We start from the raw sequence: 878 nt of genomic DNA on the forward strand, positions 1-878 counted from the left end.
GAAAGACCTCGACACCCAGGTCGAGGCCTTCCGGAACCGACCCCTCGATGCGGGCCCGTACACGTTCGTCGCCGCCGACGCCCTGGTCCTCAAGGTCCGCGAGAACGGACGGGTGGTGAACGTGCACGCCCTGGTCGCGGTCGGGGTCAACGCCGACGGCTACCGCGAGATCCTGGGGCTGGACGTCACCTCCGCCGAGGACGGCGCCGGCTGGCTGACCTTCTTCCGCGGGTTGGTCGCCCGCGGCCTGTCCGGGGTGCGGTTGGTGACCTCCGATGCCCACGCCGGCCTCGTCGCGGCGATCGGCGCAACCCTGCCCGGCGCCTCCTGGCAGCGGTGCCGCACCCACTACTCGACGAACCTCATGGCCGTCACACCGAAGTCGTCGTGGCCCTGGGTGAAGACACTGCTGCACTCCGTGTACGACCAGCCCGACGCGGATTCCGTTCACGCACAATACGATCGAATCATCGATGCACTCACCGAGAAGCTGCCGAAGGTGGCCGATCACCTCGACGCCGCCCGGTCGGATCTGTTGGCGTTCACCGCGTTCCCGAAGCAGATCTGGAAACAGATCTGGAGCAACAATCCGCAGGAGCGCCTCAATAAGGAGATCCGCCGCCGGACCGACGTGGTGGGGATCTTCCCGGACCGCACCGCTCTGATCCGACTCGTCGGGGCGGTGCTGGCCGAGCAGCACGACGAGTGGATCGAAGGCCGCCGCTACCTCGGCCTCGACGTACTCGCCCGCTCCCGCACCGACAAGCCCGCCGACAGTGTCACCGAGGGCACCGAGGAGGTGACACCGGCCTTGACCGCCTGATCCACCGACGAGGAATCACGCGACGACGTCGTACACCACCTCACGGGACTTGACC

At 67.7% G+C, this 878-nt stretch carries 1 protein-coding gene; it reads left to right on the forward strand.

The genetic code is table 11. The annotated features are described in order from the left end of the window. A partial coding sequence (locus K3M35_RS25785) for an IS256-like element IS1164 family transposase (RefSeq protein WP_220667289.1) occupies positions 1-823 on the forward strand: 823 nt, incomplete at its 5' end. Between the last annotated feature and the right edge of the window lie 55 nt (positions 824-878).

The organism is Rhodococcus sp. DMU2021 (assembly GCF_019641445.1).
GTDB lineage: Bacteria > Actinomycetota > Actinomycetes > Mycobacteriales > Mycobacteriaceae > Rhodococcus > Rhodococcus pyridinivorans.